The organism is Paenibacillus catalpae (assembly GCF_900112695.1).
Lineage (GTDB): Bacteria > Bacillota > Bacilli > Paenibacillales > Paenibacillaceae > Pristimantibacillus > Pristimantibacillus catalpae.
Genome location: NZ_FOMT01000003.1, coordinates 155,373 through 170,775, shown reverse-complemented (window position 1 = coordinate 170,775; position 15,403 = coordinate 155,373). Strand labels below are relative to the sequence as shown.

Genomic DNA, 15,403 nt, shown 5'->3' with positions numbered 1-15,403 from the left:
TTGAAAGCGGACCGAAGCGTGAACCTATTTCATTTATAATAGGAATATATATTTGGGATGAACAAAACCCCGATTCCAGCACTGTGCCGGGATCGGGGTGTTCTGTTTAACGGGAAAGGCTGTGATAGGATCATTCATGCAAAAAGCAAATAAATAAAACGCCGCAGAATAGCTCCTGCAGCGCTTTATTTGCAATTCGTTTAGATGTAGTACAACAGCTTCGATTCGGCTGGCTCAAGCTCAACGGTATGCTTGGACGAGCCAGGCTTCAGGCTGAACGATTCGCCGCTCCACAAGTCGCGAACGGTCAACCCCTTCGAACCGTCGATGCCCACACGGGACAAGTCGATCTCCTTCGACTTACCGCTTTCCGCATCGAAGTTGAAGACTGCAACCCAGGCGCCGCCATCGCCAGCCAAAGAATACAGATCCTCGCCGCCCGTACCGCTTCGTCCCTCAGCCGGACGGAAGGACTCCCCGCGCCTTGCAAGCGCCATGACTTCCCTGTTGGTCATCCATGCTTTCGCACGGGCTGCTGCCTCCTCCATCCGGTAATCGTCGCCGAGCAGCAGAGAAGTGCCGGCAATAATACCGGAATTCAAGCGGCTGCGGCCTTCATGCAGAGAGGTAGACTCCTGATTGCAGCTCTTGAACAAGACGATATGATCCGGATCATTAAAGCGGTATAGATTGTCGCTGATCCACCAGCCGTACGTCAGTGCGTTCAGCATATATTCGGTATCGCTGATCATGCCAAAGGCATCGCAGGAAACGCGACGGCTATGCGCGTAGCCATGCGGGAACAGCGGAGCAATAGACAGATTGATCAGGAACGGGCGTCCAAGGCGCTCCGGACTAAGCGCTTCCGCAATAGCGGCCATACCGTAATTGTAAGCCTGGATGCCGGTACGGATCGAAGGATCATAGTGAACCCCTTCCATCGCACCATGCGCCAAAAAGTCCATTTTCAAATAATCAAAGCCGTCGGCAGTCACTTCCTCAAGCTTGCGCAAAATACGTGCGATTGCTTCCGGATGCGAAGGGTCAATCGGGAACGCGCCGTCCAGCTTCGGCAGCGGCTTGCCCGCCGCGTCCTTCAGCAAGATCTCACGGTACAGGACAGCACCGTCCGTCCCCTCAACGGGCGTATCCGGGTCATTGCCCCAGAAGGCAAAAGGCGTATAATACGTTCCCGGCTTCTGGCCGTTTGCCTTCACCCGGCGGACGGCATCGGCCAGCTCCTCTTCCTTCAAATTGCCCGAGAATGCGTCAAAGTTGACGTAAAGGCTGCCTTCCTGATCGGCAAAGCCATTCCCTTGAAGCTCCTTCGCGAAGAAATCGGAGGTATGGGTATAGACATCATAATCAAGCTTCGCCATAACGGCCGACCAGCTGTTCCAGCCCATCGGAACACCACCGGACCAAGAAAGGGCCGGCTGAACAACCGCATTCGCTTTTCCGTAAGCTTCCATGCCTTCACGATAGTCATCGTAAGCGCCTACAAGAATGGTTGACGAGACGATCGATGTTCCCCGAAGCGTGCCGTGCGGAACCGTATCACGCGTCTGCATATCCGAAGCACCCGCCAGTACGCGCAGACGGCCGATTGCTTCCGAGAATGTGCCCTCAACGTCAATCGCCGTTTTCCACGTGTCATGCGTAACTGAGCCGATAACGAAGCCACGACGGGATTCCGCCCGGTAGATCGCCGTCACCTCATAGCTGCGGACGCTGGCAGGATTGGCATAAGAACTAAAGCGCACCCATTTATCATTGTCGAATGGGATAAACAGTGAGCGGATCTCTTCCTTCGAGCTGTCGCCGAAATCAAGAACGCCATTGTCATTGAGGTATACAGCAAGAGGGGCCAATTCGTTGGTCTCCCATTCCTGGGCATTCACTGCCTCCAGCTCAATCAAGGCGTAAGGCAGATGATTATACAACCGGATCCGCTGCTTCAGCACAGGCTTACCCGGCTCTTCATGCTCGAAGCTGAAACGAAGCCCTTCGCCAAATCCATCCTTGATCGTTTGCACGGAGCTTTCAGGAACGGCATGCGAGCCATACCAGGAAGAACGAACGACCTCTCCGCCCACGCGCGCTTCCGCGTGCAGACCAGTCATTGTTTGTCCGTTTTTCCAAGTAAGCGCCAGCGTTCCGTTTTCCGTATTCGCCGTCACCTTCAACAGGCCGTTATCTGCCGCAAAGATTCCGGAAGCCTGCTCCAGCTTGAATTGCCCCATATCCGTCGTCATCATTTCTTCGCTCCCATTCTTCAATAGATTGATAGCTTCTTAATAGCTACTTTTTGCTATATGGGAAAAAGCCAGCTCAGCTGGCCTCCCCCTTTAACCTGTCTGCTTTGATTATATGAGCGCGATTAATTCCACAGTTCTTTGCGGGCCTCGTAATTGCTCGTGTACACCGCTTCAACTTTATCGTCGCCTGCGCCTTTCATATCGGACAGCATTTTGTCAAAAATCGAGCTTGCTTCTTCAGCCGAAGAAGCCATAATCGCTTTCGTAATCGCTTGCTTCGTAATATCGCTGATCTTTTGCTCGGACAATGCTTCCGGCGTGCCGCCCTGCGGGCTTATGCCATCGTAAATCGCGGTGTCAAAAATGCTGTCCGACAAGTTCTTGATGGCCATCTGGTCAATCGGAGAACGTTCGTAACGGCCTGGAAGGTCATACGGTGTGCCGTCTGTGCCAGGTCCGTTTTTAACAAACCAGGTCCATTTGCGGATGCCTGTTTCTTTCGTATAAGCCGCCCAGTCGTCTTTGAAAGCTTGGAGCGTTTCCGGACGCGGCACATGCTTGCCGTCCTTCATATCCCAATGCGTGCCTTCGATACCCCACATGAGCAGGTATTGACCTTCTTCACTTGCAAGGAAGTTAATGAATTGCATCGTACGTTCCGGATTTTTGTTCTTCTTCGTAATGGCAATTGCGTCCCAGCCAAGGGAGCTGCGGCCGCCGTAAGTCGTCTTCGCAGGATCTACGCCGTCTGCAACCACTTTATAAGCAAACAGCTGCGCTTCTTCGCTTTTATCCTTTTTGAGGATGGTGTTGGAGTTGCCCAGATCCCAATAAGCGCCGGTCGAGGAGAAAATGGTTCCTGTTGCGATTTTTTGCTCCCATACCTGACGCTTGTTGATCGCCCATTCTTTGTCCATCAGGCCGGAGCGGTACAAGTCGTTCATGAACAGAATCATGTCTTTGTACTTCGGATCCTTCACATCATATTGCAGCTTGCCGTCATGCTCGTAATAAGGCATCAGGCCAAACATTCCCTTGAAGGTGCCGAGCGTGCCGCCCCAGTTCTCGCCGTCCATCGTCAGAGCGATCGAATCCTTGCCGTCGATTTGCGGGTATTTCGCCTTGAAATCGACCAAAAGCTGCTTGAACTCGCTTTGCGTGAACGGAACACCGCCGTCCGCTTTATCCGGCGCAAGCTCCTTCACGATATCCTTGCGCATGTTGAAGCCGAATACAGGCTCATGCTCAAGACCATACCAGTTGGACAGATAGTAGTTTTTGCCGTCCTTGTAACGCGTTTTGTTCAAGACATCGCCGTACATTTCTTTTACGTCCGGGCCGTATTGCGCAATCAGATCATCCAGCGGAATAATCGAACCCGCTTCCGTGTATTTCGCCACCAGATCGCTGGAACGGTCGAACATGATCATGTCCGGCAAATCGTCGCTCGCCAGCATCAGGTTCAGCTTTTCCGTCGGGTTGCCCGTTGGCTGCTGGATCTCAATCGTTACGCCGGTACGTTTCGTAATTTCTTTGGCGATGGCGTTATCGAATTTGTCACCTGTATTTTTATCAAAGAACGTAATGGTGATCGGATCCGTGCTTGGTTCTTTTGTTCCGCCGTTATTTTCCGTCCCCGTATTCGCCGTTCCTGTATTGCTTGGTTTATTGGATGAATTCGAAGAACATGCAGATATTACGGAAATCATCATTACGGTTGTCAGAAGCGACAACATCCATTTTTTTGCATTCATATGAAATCCCCCTTATTCAATAATTATAGGCTATTCGGAAAACTTGTACGGCCTTTTTTTCTGCCTGGCTGCACCTCCCGCAAATAATCTGCTATAACCGGGCGGGTTAGCTCTTAACCGCGCCCAGCGTCATGCCTTTCACGAAATATTTTTGCAGGAACGGATACACCATAATAATAGGAAGCGTAGCAACCATGGTTGCGGCCATCCGGATCGTATCCGGGGATACGGCGAGACGTTTGGCCGAATTCGCCATAGCCTGCGCATCGCCAACCATTGAGCCGGTCTGGTACTGATTAAGGATTTTGACGAGTACCGCCTGCAGCGTCTTCAAATCCGGATTATACGTAAATACATACGAGTCAAACCAGGAATTCCAATGGCTGATCGCCGTGAACAGGCCGATTGTAGCGAGCACAGGAGTCGTCAGCGGCAAAATAATACGGAAGAAAATCTGGATGTAGTTTGCTCCGTCCATCTTCGCCGACTCATCCAGCTCCTGCGGCAGCCCCTGCATAAAGGTTCTAATAATGATCATATAGAACACGTTCATCAAGCCCGGCACGATAAACACCATAAAGCTGTCGATCAGATGAAAGCTTTTGAGCACCATGTAATAAGGAATAAGTCCACCGCCAAAATACATCGTGAAGACGAAATATAACGTCCAGAAACGGTTCGCGACCAGCTCCTTCTTGCTGAGCGCAAACGCCAGCATGCTGATGGTGATGACCGCCAGAGGCGTGCCGATTACCGTACGCATCAAGGTAACCCTGATCGCCGTCCATATCTCACTGTCGGTCAAAATTTGCTTATAGCTCGCCAGGCTGAACTCTCTCGGCCACAGATACAGATGCCCCCGCAACGTGTCTTCCGCACTGTTGAGGGAAATGATGAAGACATTCCAAAAGGGATAGAACGTAACGATAAATATCGCAACGATAAAGGTGTAAACGGCGGTCATAAAGAGAAAATCTTTTTTGTCTTTTACCATAGTCTGCTCTCCTCTTCCGTCATTGTTCTAGAACAGCGACTGCTCTTCCATTTTTTTAGCCATCTGGTTCACGGCGATGACAAGTATGAAAGCCACGACCGATTTGAACAATCCGACGGCGGCACCGTAGGAGAACATGCCGTTTTGCAGACCGTATTTGTACGTGTACGTATCGATAACTTCCGAGTACTCCATGACCGTGTTGTTTTGGAGCAGGTACTGCTGGTCAAAGCCTGCGTTCAAAATACCGCCAACCGCGAGTATTGCTAAAATGATAATGGTCGGCCGGATGGACGGAAGCGTAATGTGCAGCATTTGCTTCAGACGGCTTGCACCGTCAACCTTCGCCACCTCGTACAGCTCGGGGTTGATTGCCGCAATAGCAGCCAGATACATGATTGCGTTAAAGCCCATGTCCTTCCACGCATTCGAGAAAGCGATAATCCACCAGAAGAGATGCCCCTTCTGCATGAACTGGATCGGTTCATCGATAATATGAAGCCCGGTCAGAATGTTGTTAATGACTCCGCCCGATGAGAGCATCGTAATAATGATGTTCGCCGCGATTACCCAGGAGATAAAATGCGGCATGTACGAGACGGTCTGGAACGTTCGCTTGAACCAGCCGTTTCGCAGTTCATTAATCATAAGCGCCAGAATGATCGGCATTGGAAACCCGAACAGCAGCGACAGGAAGCTTTGCGCCAGCGTGTTGCGCATAATCCGCACGAAATCGCCGTTTGTGAAGAAGTAATTAAACCACTGCAGCCCTACGAAATCCGTCGTGAAAAATTGCTTGAAAAATGATCCGCCGCCCGGCTGATAATTAATGAACGCCATATAAAGCCCGAACATCGGCACATAGGAGAACATCAGGGTCAGGATGATTGCGGGCAGCATCAGTACGTAAAGCAGCCGCTGCTCTTTCAGCCTGCCCAGCAGCCCGCCTCTATTCCGCTTGACGGCAAGCGCTCCTTTTCCCTCCGGATGCGCCTTCGTTTGCATGTTCATCGTGTTGCCCCCTTGAATTGATTGCGTTTTCATCTGCTTCGTGTCCTTATTATAGGCCGGGCAAAATGACCGTTCTATAATAAGATCTACCGATTCATGCTCGAAACCCACACACTTCCTTTTGCTCCATTGTTGAATAACGGCATAGCCGTTAAACTAGTAACAACGTGGATATTATCGTTAAATTACTTCTAGAGAGGCGGTGCCGAAATGTATACTGTGCTGCTGGTGGACGATGAAGCGATCGAGCTGGAGACGATGGAGCATTACGTTCCATGGGAGCAAGCCGGCATCCAGGTCGTCGGAACGGCGCGAAACGGCAAGGAAGCATTGGCCAAGCTCACGGAGCTTAAGCCGGACATCATTGTAACGGATGTGCGCATGCCCATCATGGATGGGCTTGAATTCGGGCGGCGCGCGAAGCAAATTGACAAGAGCGTCAAAATTATTTATTTAAGCGGCCATAACGAATTCCAATATATAAAGTCCGCCCTGAATATCGAAGCGGCTGGCTACCTGCTGAAACCAATCGACATGGAAGAGCTGCTTGTTCTTCTGGAAAAGGTTAAAAAGAAATGCGAGGAGGAGCAGCTTGCAAGTGAAGGAGGCGGCTGGCGGCTGGAGAAGCTGCTGCTGCGCATTGTTCGCGAGACCTCCCCAGAACGTCGGCTCGGGTGGATCAGGCAATGGGAGAAAGGGGCCTCCGGCTTCCTCGCCCATCAATCTTATGGAGCCGCTTACATGACGCTGGAGCCTCCGGCTTTTCGCAGCCAGAGAGCCGAGGGAGAGTCCGAAAGCGAACGGACACAGCAGTCCTCCTCTATTCTGATGGCAGATGCAGCAGAGTCAGCGCGGGATTTGCTGAAGCGGAGACTGGACGCCGCTATCGTTCTGGAGACCGGCCCAAACACGTTATTTATTCTGTTCCAAGGAAAACCCCAGCACTGGGAAACGGCTTATTGGGAGCTGCTCCGGGAGGAGCTGTTGACAGTAACCGCTGAAGGAGAGGCCTTTGCGACCATTGGACTGTCCGGCCCTTACAAGGGGTTTCATCTGCTCAAGGAGGCGTTCGAGGAATCGCAGCGCTGCAATGAAGTGAAGCTGTACCGGCAGGCAGGCTCCGTCATCCGTAGCTGCAGCGGGGAGATGGCGAAGCAGACGGATATGCCTGTCGAAGGCGCTGCGGCTTCCCTTATTTCAGCCGTGCAAGCGGAAGATGCGGAGCGTGTCAGCCAGGTGCTCGACGACTGGTTCTCCAGCATGCGGCAGGAGCGGATTGAACGGAATTTCGCCGTTCGGGCGGTCATCCAGCTGCTGACCGTCCTGGAGCAGCATTTTACCTCTCTGATGGTAGGACCGCTTCGAGAACAGCTGCTTGCCGATCATTGGAAGGAGCTATCGTCGCTGCCGACAATCGCCCATTATCACGCCTATGCGCTTCGCTTTTGTTCGGAGCTGCTGAAAGCTGCGGCTGAGCGGGATATTGACCGCCATCAGTCGGTTGCCGAGCAGATTATGAAGCTGATCGCCGAGCGCTATCATCTGCCCCTTACGGTGGAGGATATCGCCAAAGAAGTCTTTTTGTCACCAAACTATGTACGGACGATCTTTAAAGAAAAGACTGGCGAGACCATCCTCGATTATTTGACCCGCGTCCGCATGAGTCATGCGTCGGAGCTGCTGAAGGACCGGTCGCTGAAGGTGCGCGAGATCGCCCATCGGGTCAGCTATGAGAACGTCTCTTATTTCTGCTCGGTATTCCAGAAGCATAAAGGCAGCACGCCTAACGAATACCGCAAATTGCAACTTTAGGCTGGAGTGGTCTGTTCATGAGGAAGTTTGCCGGATGGCTGATGAATCCCTTATACAATTGGCGGCTTCGCGAGAAGCTGTTTGTTATGTTCTTACTGGGGGGCATTCTCCCCTTGCTCTTTTTCGTTCAGTATTCCTATTCCACTATTCGCAGCGAGCTCTCTTCTCAAATGGTAGCGAATACAGGCTCAACCGTTGCGCAAATTAACTCCAACCTGGAGAACAAGCTGGATACGTACACGAAGCTGTCCGCTACGTTGTATCTGGACTCTACGCTGCGCGCCTATCTGACGAATGATTATTCGAAGGATCCTTCGCTCTTCGTCGATGCTTACAAATACATTAACAACTCGTTCGTAAACATGCTGACGACGAATCCGGACATTGAATCCATGACGGTCTTCATCAGCAATGAGACGCTTCCTACCGACGGCATGTACATTAAGTCCATGGATAAAAAATTCCGTAATACCTTGGCTTACCAATCGCTCAGCGGCAGCTTCGGGGACGTAAGGTTCGTCACCTCCCCTTCAGAGCCCGACAAGCCGCCGATGTTCACGCTGTCGCGGTTACTGAATATTAGCAGCATGAACAATCCCTACGGCGTACTGACGATCAATATACTGGAATCCGATATTTTCCGGCTGATGGAGAAGGAAGCGAGTGACAAGACGGTACTGATCATTAACGAAGAAGGCATCGTGATGTCCGCCAAGGATAAAAGCCTTCTGAATCAGCCGATCGATCTGCCAGCTTCGTTTCCGGTCGAGAAGAGCGGTCAATTCGACAGTACGTATAAGGGAGAGCGTGTGCTCGTTGTCTACAATACAACCAAATACGGCTGGAAAAGCGTTTCTCTCATTCCTTACAGCAGCTTTCTGTCCAAGGCGCATTTAACCGCCAAACGGATATTGACGTACGCTTTAGTCAGTCTCGCCCTCATGGCGGTCCTGATTTATGTGACCGCAAGGCTGTTCACCAAACGGATGGAGAAGCTTGTCGGCATGATCCGCCGCATCGAGCGGGAGGATTTCGAGCTTATCGATATCCGGCCGCTTGGCCGGGATGAGATTGGCCAAATCGGCAATGCGCTGCGAAAAATGAGCCAGCGCCTGAGCTCACTGATCTCTGATGTCTACATGAAGGAGATCGATAAGCGGGAGGCGGAGCTGAACGTACTGCAGGCACAGATTAACCCGCATTTCCTGTACAACTCGCTCGCGTCGATCTCATCGCTTGCTATCCGTAATGACGATCCGCGGATGAACAAGATGGTGACCGATCTGGCGAAGTTTTACCGGATATCACTAAACAAAGGGAAAAACACGCTGTCGGTGCATGAGGAAATTCAGCTGACCCGTTATTATGTCTCGATCCAACAGGTGCGGTTCGCCAATTTGCTCCGGGTCCACTACGATATTGAAGAGTCCGTGCTGCCCTGCCCAATCCTTAAGCTGACGCTTCAACCTTTCGTAGAAAACTGCATTAACCATGCGATTTGGGATCACGAGCATGGCATCAATATTATTATCCGCGCTTATCGCGAGGGACAGGACATTCTGCTAAAAGTAATTGATGACGGCATGGGCATGCGGATGCCAAACGATTCCCTGCCGCAAAGCGAGGATACGCTGTCGGGGTATGGCGTGCGTAATGTAGATAATAGGATCAAGCTGCTGTTTGGCGATTCGTATGGGGTGTCGATATTTAGCCGACTTGGAATCGGGACAACGGTGACGATTCGGATTCCTGGCAAGTAAGAACAAATATAGGTTAAACGGCAACTGCACAATTAAATGTTCTTCCGATCGCCATTGCTCAGGGATTCCTTGAACTATTCCAATAGGATTGGAATCCCTTCACAAAAGCGAACGTTACCACTTCTCCAGAATCATTTAATTGCTCCGTTTGCATCTAACCTTTTAATCAAGTTCTTAAATTACCACGAAAAAAGTACGTCACCAATATTGGGGTGACCGTTTAAAACAAAACGGCTGCGCTGGGTTTCCCCGGCACAGCCGTTTTGCTATTATTTCTTGATCTTTACCTTGAAGAGCTTGGATTGAGCGCCTTCCAGGCTCAATTGGAGAGTACCTTGAGCTTCGATTTTGGAGCCGGTCCAAGCGTCTGCGAGCTCAACCTTCGAGGTTGCGGAGATGCCTAGAGCACGCTTCAGATCAACGGATTTTACTACGGCGTCATTCGTGTAGTTGAACACGGCGAGGTAGTAGTCCTTGTTGTCCTGCATAACGAATACGTCTGCCGCAGCGTTGCCCGTATTGCCTTCAACCGGACGGAAAGCTTCGCCGATCAGGGCGATGTCGTTGACGTTTTTGTTTGTGAGCAGCGATTTCATCAGCTCTTGTGTTTCTACCTTGCTTACGTCATCCGAGTTCATATACACGGTGCCGGAAATAGCTGCTGCATTAACCCGTGTTTGCGCCGCATTAAATGAACCGCCTTTTGCGAGCGTCATGTAATCCGGATCGGTGTAAGTGTAGATGGTACCGTTCTGCCACCAGCCGTAGGTCAGGTTGTTAAGCTGGTATTCCGTGCGGCCGAGCGAGCCGTCGACATCGCAGGAAATGCGTCTTGCATGAGCGTATTGGCTAGGGAACAATGGCGCGATTGAAGCGCTGATGAACATTTTGCCGCCAAGCGTCTTGTCGATATGAGCCATTCCCTGGTTGTACGCTTGAATGCCAGTCTGCGCCATAGGATCGTAATGCTTGCCCTCAAACGAGCCATGGGACAGGAAGTCGATCTTGATATATTCAAAGCCGTAATCCAGGAACTTCTTGAATACATATTCAACGCGCTGCTTCGAGCCCGGATGTGTAGGGTCGATGGCATATGCGCCATCCACCTTAGGAAGGATGTTGCCATCAGCATCACGTAGCACGATATCGCCGTAGGTGTATTTGCCGTTTGTCCCTTCTACGGGCTGCGACATATTGTCTCCCCAGTATACGAAAGGACCATAGTAAATGCCGGCTTTCTGCCCGTTATTACGGATCAGCTTCACAGCGTCGCGAAGCTGCTGTTCGGACAGATTATCCCAATAGGAGTCCATATTGATGTAGACGGTACCTTTGTTGGTGAAAGACTGCAGATTAGCCTTGAAGAAGTTCGATACTTCAACGACTTTATCGTAGCTGAGCGAGCTTTCGTACGCCCCCCAGCTGTTCCAGCCGACCGGCACGCCGGAAGGCACGCCCTTCTCAAACTTAAGCGGCGGAGCAACGGCTGCGTTGGCTTCCCCGTAATTTTCCAGTCCGTCACGGTAATCCGCATAGTAGCCTACTGCAATTTGCGGGGAAGTAATGGTTGTGCCCGTTACTTGTCCATGCCCGATGCTGTCATGCGTTGATGTGAGCGATGTGAAGCCGCCATACACCTTTAATTTATTAAGCTTGTCATTAGAGCCGCTCCAGAAAATGCCCGTTTTCCATACATCATGCGTAACCGAGCCAATGACAAGGCCGCTGCGGGTTGTGTTATCATAGATGGCCGTCATCTCGGAGCTGATATAGTTATTGTTATTTAATGCTGTATTGATCGTGCGAGCCTGATAACGCGACCATGCGTCATTGTCATACGGCGTGATCAGAACCCGGTTGTCTTCATAGCTGCCAATATCAACGCCACCGCTCGCATTTACGACAAGCGGAGCCATGTCGTTCGAGCTGACCTCGGAGCTGCTCACCACTTGCTGCGATACGAGGAAGTAGGGCTGATCCTCATACAGCTGATAGGTTTGCTTCATGATCGGCAAGCCTTCGCTGCGGTTCTCAACCGTAATGCGGACGCCTTTACCATGTCCATCCTTGATTTTCTGGATGTCGCTGAGCCTGAAGAGATGCTCCGCGTATTTACGGCTTTCCAGCAGCTGATCTCCCAGCTGAGCGCTGGCATAAGCGCCTTTTACAAGCGTTTTGCCGTTCCAAGCAAAAGCCGCAAGTCCCGATTCCGTATTGTACGTAATGCTGTAGGAGCCGGAAACGAAGGTTGCTCCTTTCTCATGCGCCGTTACTTTGATAGATCCATACTTTTTCGAGTCGATCACTTGGCCGATTTGGCCAATGTTGTCAATCGGACCCGGATCCTCACCTGGTCCTTCCGCAGCTGCGATCTCCAGCTTATCGATATCCGGCGACCAACCGCCGTCATCGTTAAACGTAATTGTGTTTGCTCCCGCCTTCAGCTCAATCTCCAGCTTGAACACGCCAATGGTGTCCCAGTTTTCGGTTTTGGGCAGCGCGTAATTGTCCGAAGGGCCGTCATTGACAGCAATGGATACCGGACGCGGATCTCCCGAAATGTAATAGACGCTAAGCGAATACACACCGGCCTTCTCCGCCATCACATCATGGAATTGCAAGGTAGAGCCGCCCCACAGATTTCCTACTTTCTTACCGCCCGAGCAGCCGGTAGCAGCACTGCAGCCGCTGACGGACGCATTTCCCGTCAAGACGTTGACAGACGCTTCTGCCTCATAAGCAGTGCCTGTACCAGGCTCGCCAGGACCACCATCGGACAGCTTGAGCTCGATCCGGTCGATATCCGGCGAATAGCTGCCCTCGTCGTCCAGACGAATGGTGTTGCTTCCCGCCTTCAGCTCAAGCTCCAGCTCATAGGCGCCAAGCGTGTTCCAATCCACTGTCTTCGGCAAATCATAATGATCCAGCGCGCCGCCGTTTACGCTAATTCCTACCGATCTTGGATCACCGGAAATGTAGTGCACCGTCAATGTATATACACCAGCTGTCTCTACCGTCACTTCGTTGAAGGTCAGAGACGAACCGCCCCACAGCCCGCCGACTATTTGGCCGCCCGAGCAGCCGGTCGCTTCCGCGCATGCTTTGATCTCCGCTTTGCCTGCCAGTGTATTCCCTGCTGCTTCCGCTTCATACGAGTAGCTGCCGTCAGCTAGAGCTGCGGTTGTGTCCGTACTTGCGGCCTCGACTTCCCGCCCGATCGTTCCCCCGGCTAACTGGACAATCAGGACTGCCACCAGCAAGAGGAACAAGCCTTTGCCGGACCATGCCCCATATTTCCTTTTCATTACATCAAGCCTCCTGTTCGCATCGAAAATGTTAAAGCGCTTTCACGTTGCGTCTTCACTGTAAAACAGAGAAGGGGCTTGAACAATCCAAATATTTAACGAACGATACGACAAACCGCCAAAGTTTGAAGCAAAGCCCCTTAAGGCCGCTTTCCTTTAGCGGTTTGGAATGCATTTATTATAGCGTCTTAACCTCAATCAGGTTCAGCTGGCCATCCAGCCGGTAACGTTTGCCTGCTTCCAACTGCAGACCGATCTGTCTGCCGTCGTTTTTGACGACCGTCTCCAGATCGGAATAGGCCGTTATAACCGCTTCCGTCAATCGGCCATCCTTCCAGGAGGCTGCAGCGATCGCATTCCCCTTAGCACGCAGCCCGCGGTAGGAACCGGTTGACCAGTCTATAGGCAAAGCGGGCAGCAGATGGATGGAGCCCGAATGGCTTTGAAGCAGCATATCAGCGATAGCTGCCGTCCCGCCGAAGTTACCGTCAATAACAAAAATATTCGTCTCGGCACCGGCAACACCCGGTTTGGAATACGACAGCAGATTGTCGAAGCAAAGCTCTCCGATCAAATGCCGGACATGCTTCACCGCCTGATTCCCGTCATGCAGCCTGGAGAAGCCTAAAGCAAACAGCGCTGCCGTAAATTCGATATCCTCCAGCTCGTCGACGAGCATCCGCCCCAGCAAGGTTTGTCTCATGGCCGCACTTAGCTCCGGCGTCTGCTCCGGCGTAATCTGATTGCCCGGATAAACGCCGTACAGGTGAGAGAAATGCCGGTGTTGCGGCTGTGCTTCCTCATAATCCTCCAGCCATTCCTGCAGTTGGCCTCGCTTGCCGATTTGAAGTGGCGGCAGCAGCGTAATCGCCTCCCTCAGCCGCTGTTGCAGTTCCGCATCTGTCTCAAGCAGCTCTGCCGACTCCAGGACGAAAACGAACAAGTCTCGGACCAGCATCTGGTCCATCGTTGTTCCCATGGATAGCTGCTGCTCACCCTGCTCCGGCGGTCCCGGATAGAAGCTGTTCTCCGGCGAGTTCGATGGTCCCGTTACCAGCCAGCCGTACTGCGGATGAACCGTCATATAATCCAGGAAGAACAGCGCTGCTTCCCTCATGACCGGATACGCCTGACGGGACAAAAATTCGCCATCCATGCCATATTCGTAGTGCTCCTTCAAATGAGTCGCGATCCACAAGCCGCCCGTTACATTCAGCCCCCACGACCTTCCCCAACCCGGTGAAGCAAATCCCCATGCGTTGGAGAACACATGAGCAACCCAGCCCTCACAGCCGTAGAAATCTTCCGCTGCCGCACGTCCGGCCTCAGACAGCTGCTCGATATAATTCATAAGCGGAACATGGCATTCCGCCAGATTACTAACCTCTGTCGGATAATAATTCATCTCCGTGTTGACGTCCAGATGATAGTCACAGCTCCAAGCCATGGCATTAGCCTCACCGTCATTCCAAATCCCCTGCAGGTGAAGCGGCAGCCTGGAGTCGCTCCGCGAGCCCGCAATCGTCAAATAACGCCCGTATTGATAAAACAACGCGATGAGCCCGTTGTCTTCCGATTCGCCGGCCCGCAGCCGGCGGATCCGCTCATCCGTTGGAAGAGAGGCATAGGTATCCGAGCCTCCCAAGTCAAGGCTAACGCGTCCAAACAACGCCTGATAATCCCGTACATGATCCTCCAATAGCTGTTCGAACCCTTTCTCCTCCGCTGCCGCCAGCCGCTCCGGGCTCTCTTCCTTCCATCTGTCGTCCTTATGGCCATAATCGGTTCCCACCGCAAAATAGAGTACTACCTCATCGGCTTGCTCGACGACTATCGCATCAACTTCCCCATGCACGCGCCCGCCTGTAACGACGGCCTTTAATCCGCCTTCGCTCCAGACTCCGCAAGTGCCATCGCTATGAATCGTTTCCGTCGCCTGCGTGCGGAAGGCCAGCTTATCCGGCCCTTCCAGCCAAGCATCAAACGTATTGGTTCTGCCTTGGATGCGAAGCGTCAGGGAGATACTTCCTGCCCGGTCGCCCTTTATCCGGGAGACCAGTACACCATCCGCATGTGTCGCGAACGTTTCCCTGCTTATCGCCGCGCCGGAGCTGCTTTGGTAAGATACCGTTGCAACCGCACGCTCCAGATCCAGCTCTCGAATCAATTCCCCGCCGTCATCCCCATAGCCGATCAGAATATCGCATAACGACAGATTCGTACCGAAGTTACCTTTCTTTGGCTCCAGCTGCTCAGCCGCCAGCTTATCTCCAAGCACATAATCGCCGTTAAAAAAGGCTTCCCGCATGACGGACAGCTTTTCTCTCGCATCGTTGGATCCTCCAAAGCGCTCCGGCTTGCCTGACCAGAAGGTCACTTCCGTCATATTCCAGGTTTCACTGTTGATCCCGCCGTGCAGCACGGCGCCAAGCTGCCCGTTGCCCAGCGGCAGCCCTTGCTTCCAGCCTGCAGCCGGCTGCGCATATATCATTCTCATCGTAATCTCCCT

8 protein-coding genes are annotated in these 15,403 nt (G+C 52.2%); 2 read left to right on the top strand and 6 right to left on the bottom strand.

What is annotated here, in order from left to right; genetic code table 11:
- Window positions 1–200: 200 nt before the first annotated feature.
- The 4 genes from BM200_RS14510 to BM200_RS14495 all read right to left on the bottom strand — a co-directional run bounded on the left by BM200_RS14510 (window position 201) and on the right by BM200_RS14495 (window position 6,017).
- Window positions 201–2,258: an alpha-galactosidase gene (locus BM200_RS14510; protein ID WP_139230787.1), complete on the bottom strand. Its 2,058-nt coding sequence runs from the start codon at window positions 2,256–2,258 to the stop codon at window positions 201–203.
- 122 nt (window positions 2,259–2,380) lie between these two features.
- Window positions 2,381–4,012, bottom strand: a complete 1,632-nt coding sequence (locus BM200_RS14505; protein WP_091186681.1) for an ABC transporter substrate-binding protein — start codon at window positions 4,010–4,012, stop codon at window positions 2,381–2,383.
- Window positions 4,013–4,118: 106 nt separating this feature from the next.
- Window positions 4,119–5,006: a carbohydrate ABC transporter permease gene (locus BM200_RS14500; protein ID WP_091186679.1), complete on the bottom strand. Its 888-nt coding sequence runs from the start codon at window positions 5,004–5,006 to the stop codon at window positions 4,119–4,121.
- Between the two features lie 27 nt (window positions 5,007–5,033).
- The gene (locus BM200_RS14495; protein WP_091187875.1) at window positions 5,034–6,017 is read right to left on the bottom strand and encodes an ABC transporter permease; all 984 of its coding nucleotides are present in this window, start codon (window positions 6,015–6,017) and stop codon (window positions 5,034–5,036) included.
- A gap of 210 nt (window positions 6,018–6,227) precedes the next feature.
- Between BM200_RS14495 and BM200_RS14490 the strand changes: the two genes are divergently transcribed.
- Both BM200_RS14490 and BM200_RS14485 read left to right on the top strand, forming a co-directional pair.
- Complete coding sequence (locus tag BM200_RS14490) at window positions 6,228–7,829, top strand: response regulator (RefSeq protein ID WP_091186676.1); 1,602 nt, start codon at window positions 6,228–6,230, stop codon at window positions 7,827–7,829.
- Window positions 7,830–7,846: 17 nt separating this feature from the next.
- Entirely contained in the window at window positions 7,847–9,589 is a 1,743-nt protein-coding gene (locus tag BM200_RS14485) for a sensor histidine kinase (RefSeq protein WP_091186674.1), read from the top strand.
- Between the two features lie 269 nt (window positions 9,590–9,858).
- Here the strand turns inward: BM200_RS14485 and BM200_RS14480 are convergent, their stop codons facing one another.
- Window positions 9,859–12,894 carry a carbohydrate-binding protein gene (locus tag BM200_RS14480; protein ID WP_091186672.1) on the bottom strand — a complete coding sequence of 1,012 codons (3,036 nt, stop codon included), beginning with the start codon at window positions 12,892–12,894 and terminating at the stop codon, window positions 9,859–9,861.
- Between the two features lie 178 nt (window positions 12,895–13,072).
- Window positions 13,073–15,391, bottom strand: a complete 2,319-nt coding sequence (locus tag BM200_RS14475) for a glycoside hydrolase family 95 protein (protein WP_091186670.1) — start codon at window positions 15,389–15,391, stop codon at window positions 13,073–13,075.
- Window positions 15,392–15,403 lie beyond the last annotated feature (12 nt).

Excerpts from the sequence above, each read along its gene's own strand:
- BM200_RS14510 (WP_139230787.1), bottom strand. The coding sequence starts at position 2,258 with ATGATGACGACGGATATGGGGCAATTCAAGCTGGAGCAGGCTTCCGGA.
- BM200_RS14505 (WP_091186681.1), bottom strand. The coding sequence starts at position 4,012 with ATGAATGCAAAAAAATGGATGTTGTCGCTTCTGACAACCGTAATGATG.
- BM200_RS14500 (WP_091186679.1), bottom strand. The coding sequence starts at position 5,006 with ATGGTAAAAGACAAAAAAGATTTTCTCTTTATGACCGCCGTTTACACC.
- BM200_RS14495 (WP_091187875.1), bottom strand. The coding sequence starts at position 6,017 with ATGAACATGCAAACGAAGGCGCATCCGGAGGGAAAAGGAGCGCTTGCC.
- BM200_RS14490 (WP_091186676.1), top strand. The coding sequence starts at position 6,228 with ATGTATACTGTGCTGCTGGTGGACGATGAAGCGATCGAGCTGGAGACG.
- BM200_RS14485 (WP_091186674.1), top strand. The coding sequence starts at position 7,847 with ATGAGGAAGTTTGCCGGATGGCTGATGAATCCCTTATACAATTGGCGG.
- BM200_RS14480 (WP_091186672.1), bottom strand. The coding sequence starts at position 12,894 with ATGAAAAGGAAATATGGGGCATGGTCCGGCAAAGGCTTGTTCCTCTTG.
- BM200_RS14475 (WP_091186670.1), bottom strand. The coding sequence starts at position 15,391 with ATGAGAATGATATATGCGCAGCCGGCTGCAGGCTGGAAGCAAGGGCTG.